At 35.2% G+C, this 5,102-nt stretch carries 3 protein-coding genes; all 3 read left to right on the top strand.

Going from position 1 to position 5,102, the window contains the following annotated elements; all coding sequences use genetic code 11:
- Positions 1-118: 118 nt before the first annotated feature.
- On the top strand, positions 119-1,468 hold the full coding sequence (locus RYM16_RS08710) for a restriction endonuclease subunit S (RefSeq protein WP_314983354.1): 1,350 nt from the start codon (positions 119-121) through the stop codon (positions 1,466-1,468).
- Positions 1,461-4,550, top strand: a complete 3,090-nt coding sequence (locus tag RYM16_RS08705; protein ID WP_314983353.1) for a type I restriction endonuclease — start codon at positions 1,461-1,463, stop codon at positions 4,548-4,550. The genes RYM16_RS08710 and RYM16_RS08705 overlap by 8 nt, the downstream gene beginning before the upstream one ends.
- Before the next feature lie 18 nt (positions 4,551-4,568).
- Positions 4,569-5,102, top strand: a 534-nt coding sequence (locus RYM16_RS08700) for a hypothetical protein (protein ID WP_314983352.1), incomplete at its 3' end; no start/stop codon positions are given.

Genomic DNA, 5,102 nt, shown 5'->3' with positions numbered 1-5,102 from the left:
TCCCATTTACACGACATTTTTACAAATATATAGCGCCACGTCCATCTGATGAAATTATGGCTGAGATTAAGGCTTTGGAAAGTGATTTGGATGGGGCTTTAATAGAGGTGTTTAAATAATGCGAGAAATGAAAGATAGTGGAGTGGAATGGTTAGAAAAAATTCCTACAGATTGGAATATAATTAGAATGACTAAATGTTTTAAGTTTTTTAAGGGACTAGATATTAAAAAAACTGATTTAGTGCAGTATGGAAGTGCAGTTATTAGTTATGGACAGGTTCATGATAAGCTTAACAATGGTTATTCTCTTCAAAAAAATCTGATTCGTTATATCAATCAATCTATGCTTGAAATAAAAGAGAAATCAAGATTGAGTAATGGAGATTTTATTTTTGCTGATACATCAGAGGATTTAGATGGGGTAGGTAACTGTATTTATATAGATTCAGATGGTGAATTATATGCAGGTTACCATACATTAGTGGCAAGGTGTATAGAATCAGATGTATGTCATAAATATTTAGCTTTTTTGTTTCTAACAGATGCCTGGCGTAGTCAGTTGCGACGAAATGCGAATGGAACTAAGGTATATAGTGTGACACAAAGAATGTTTAAATTTGTATCCTGCCTGTTGCCACCTATTGATGTTCAATTGAAGATCGTTGCCTATTTGGAACAAAAATGCAATGATGTTGATACTATCATTGCTAAAGAGCATTCTGCTATTGAAAAACTGCAAGAATATAGACAGTCTATTATAACAGAGACTGTCACAAAGGGATTAGATTCAACCGTAAGTATGGTAGCTAGTAACATTGAATGGATTGATAAGGTTCCTTTAGATTGGAAAATCACAAGATTTACTAAGTCATTTGAATTTTTTAAAGGACTAAACATTAAAAAGACTGATTTAGTAGATAGTGGGGCCTGTGTTGTTAGTTATGGACAGGTTCATGCTAAAAATAATAACGGTTATTCGCTTCAAGATGATTTAATTCGTTATATAGGTGAAAATCTAATTGATGAGAAATCACTATTACAGGAAGGAGATTTTGTATTTGCAGATACATCTGAAGATCTTGATGGCGTAGGTAATTGTATTTATATAGATTCTTCAAACGAAATATATGCGGGTTATCATACTTTAGTTGCGCGTTGTTTTGATGAGCGTATATGTACAAAGTACTTTGCATTTTTGTTTTTAACAGATATTTGGCGTAGTCAATTACGAAAAAATGCTAATGGAACAAAAGTGTATAGTGTTACACAAAAGATGTTCAAGACAGTATCTTGTTTAGTTCCCCCTGTTGAAGAACAGTTAAAAATGGTTTCATATTTAGAGCAAAAATGTGATGCTATTGATAGAGTGATTTCTCAGAAATTGACTATTATTGATACTCTTGCTGAATATAAACGATCCTTAATTTATGAAGTAGTAACTGGTAAAAAGGAGGTGCCTCATGTCTGAGTTTGATGTAAGAGAAAAGCGCTTCGAAGATGATATTGAATCATTCTTATGTACTACAGGAGGATATGTAAAAGGGAATCCAAAGGTATTTAATCGTGAATTGGCTCTTGATACTGAAACACTGTTGTCTTTTATAAAACAAAGCCAACCAAAGAAGTGGGAACGGTATACGAAGTTATATGGAGACTCTTGTGAGCAGCAATTTTTAAAGCGCTTTAATGACTCTGTAGAGCACGATGGGTTATTATCTATTTTACGTCATGGCTTTAAGGATAGAGGCATTACCTTCCGCGTTGTGTATTGGAAACCAGAGACTTCCATGAATGAAACTGCAAGGGTACAATATGAATCCAATATATTCCATTGCACTCGGCAGTTACATTATTCTGTATCAAATAACAACAGTGTAGATATTGTACTATTCTTAAATGGTATCCCTGTTGTTAGTATGGAATTGAAATGTCAGTTCACTGGGCAGAATGCAACTAATGCGATTTCTCAATATAAATTTGATAGATCTAATAAAGACCAAATCTTTAAATTTAATCGCCGTGTGTTAGTTCATTTTGCAGTAGATTTAACACAAGTGCATATGACAACAAAATTAAATGGCGGTAGCACGTATTTTCTTCCATTTAATCAAGGTTCTAATGGTGCTGGTAATGTGGGAAGTGCTGGCAATCCTAATTCTGATACGTACGATACATCCTACTTATGGGAATCTGTTCTTCAACGAGATAGATTGTTAGAAATTCTGCAAAAATATATGCATTTATCTGTTGTGAAAGATAGTGCTGGTAATATAACTGATGAAATATTGATTTTTCCGCGTTTTCACCAATTAGATGTAGTAACAAAATTGTTAGAACATGTAAAAGAGAATGGTGCAGGGCACAATTACTTGATTCAGCACTCAGCTGGCTCTGGTAAGTCTAATTCTATTGCTTGGTTAGCTCACCGCTTGTCTGGTTTGCATGACAAGGATGATAAGAAGATTTTTCGGTCTACAATTATTGTAACTGATCGAAAGGTGTTGGATAGTCAACTACAGAATACGGTATCTCAATTTGACCATACTCCAGGGGTTATACAACGTGTGGATAAGACCTCTAAACAGTTAAAAGAGGCTATTGAAAGTGGTACGCCTATTATCATTACCACATTACAAAAATTCCCTGTCATTTATGAAGAGGTGAAAGCACAAAGTAGTAACTTTGCTGTCATTGTAGATGAAGCGCATTCATCTCAAACTGGATCTGCTGCACGTAAATTAAAACAAGCCCTTGCAAATACAGAAAAGGCTCTTCAAGAATATGCTGATTGGGCATATGAAGATGAGGAAAATACCTTAGATGAAGAGGATAAACTCGTTAAGGAGTTAGTCGCACAAGGTCAGCATGATAATCTGTCTTTCTTTGCGTTTACTGCAACGCCTAAAGCAAAGACTTTGCAACTATTTGGTACTCGTGATGAAATAGGTGAATATCATCCGTTCCATATCTACTCTATGCAACAAGCTATAGATGAGGGTTTCATTCTTGATGTCTTAAAGAATTACATGACCTACAATACGTACTATAAAATAGCAAGTCTCGTTGATGTAGATATTGAATTAGATTCAGCGGCTGGAATGAAAGCTATTCGTAAATTCCAAACCTTGCATCCACATAATATTACGCAAAAAACAGCAGTTATGTTACGCCATTTTATGGATGTTACTAGACATAAGATTGGTGGTCGTGCCAAGGCCATGGTTGTTACACCATCAAGACTACATGCAGTTCGCTATGTTCAAGAGTTTCGTCGTCAGATAGTGCAAATGGAACGTCCAGATTTGGAAGTGTTGGTAGCCTTTTCTGGTGAGATTGATGATAATGGGAGAACCTATACGGAAGAATCTTTGAATATAGATAAAGAAGGCAATCACATTAAGGAAAAAGCCTTACCAGGCACATTCCATAACGATGAATATGGCATGCTCATCGTTGCAGAGAAATATCAGACTGGTTTTGATGAGCCTTTGTTGCATACCATGTTTGTGGATAAAAAGCTTTCAGGGGTAAAAGCTGTTCAGACCTTATCTCGCCTTAATAGAACTATGAAAGGCAAACAAGATACATTTGTATTAGACTTTGTTAATAGCGAAGATGATATCTTGAATTCCTTCGCACCATTCTATCAAGAAACTAAGTTAGATAAAGAAACCGATCCTAATACGCTATATGATGTTAAGTCAACTTTAGATAAGTTCAATATCTATGATCTACATGATATAGAACAATTTGGTGAATTATTCTATCAAAGCCAAAATCAAACGATGGGAGATTTAGGGAAGCTTCAATCGTATATTATGCCAGCTATCAAACGCTTTGAATCCTTAGAGGAAGCTGATCGAGATATTTTTAAAGGGACTCTACAACATTTTAATCGTTTATATTCCTTTATTACGCAGGTATGTAGATTGTTTGATAAAGAACTCCATACCTTCAGTATCTATGCTAAGTTCCTTGCTATTCAACTACCAAAAGAACATCAAGACCATGTTGATTTAGATGATAAGATAATGCTTGAATACTATCGTTTGGAAAAAGGCTCACATGGATCCATTGATTTGGCTCCAGAAGAAACTGGGCTGCAACCTATTACAGGTAAGGTAGGTCGTAAAAATAGCTTGATTACTACGATTAACGAGATTATTGAGGACTTTAATAAACGTTATGGCACTGAATTCACTGAAATGGATAAAGTGATATTACAAATAGAACAAGATATTGCAAAAGATCCTAAATGGCGTGACTATATCAATAACAACGGATTTAAAACCTTTAAAATATTATTTGACCAAGAGTTTATGGGAATTGCTGTTAAGCGATTTAAAGATAATGAAGAATTCTTTAAGATGCTGTTAAAAGACAAAAAACTATTTGAGGACATTCGTGATGCTCTTGGAAGTGCTATTTATAGTCGTGTAGAAAATAATGTCATGAATTATGGTTTACCGGATAAGATGATGCATGGGATGTTTGACTTAGTACAACCAGAAACTACGCAACTAGTAGCAGATAAGAATATTGAAAAATAGTACTGTAAGGGGATAGTTATGAAAAAGGTTGTATGTGCTTTAGCTACGCTAGCTTTTATAGGTTCCATCAATGTTGTGTCCGCAGATGATTTGTTGCGGTTTCGTCTTAATGGTAATTCGATTTATGATCAGCCTTATGGTGATCGAAATGAGTTTCCTTGTCCAGATAGACTTGGAAGCTGTACTATGACTGATGAGGATTATAGAAGCACTCGTAAAGGTCAATCTCTAGAGGTGTTTGATACCCTATATGAGGCTAAGCAACATTTGAACTTTAAACCGCAGTTGCCAAGTGGTTTAGAGGGATTACGTTCCGTACATGTATCCATTGTGGATCACGATGTATTACAAGTTGTGTATGCCTATCATGAGCTTTTAAAAGGAACATATTTTGACCGTGTAGATGATATGCCAAAGTATATTAAGTATCGCGTATCGACTCTATCTGGTAATATTGCAGGCGATTATAAGGATTATGTGCCTCAGAAGACGGATATTGTGAATGGTATGACGGTAACCTATCGAATGGTGGATGACGCTGTTTACTTAGCA

This window comes from uncultured Veillonella sp. (assembly GCF_963524655.1).
Lineage (GTDB): Bacteria > Bacillota > Negativicutes > Veillonellales > Veillonellaceae > Veillonella.
Note: the sequence above shows the minus strand (reverse complement) of the source record. Positions and strands in the feature narration are given on the sequence as shown.

Coding starts and splice junctions, on each gene's coding strand:
- RYM16_RS08710 (WP_314983354.1), top strand. CDS start 119: ATGCGAGAAATGAAAGATAGTGGAGTGGAATGGTTAGAAAAAATTCCT.
- RYM16_RS08705 (WP_314983353.1), top strand. CDS start 1,461: ATGTCTGAGTTTGATGTAAGAGAAAAGCGCTTCGAAGATGATATTGAA.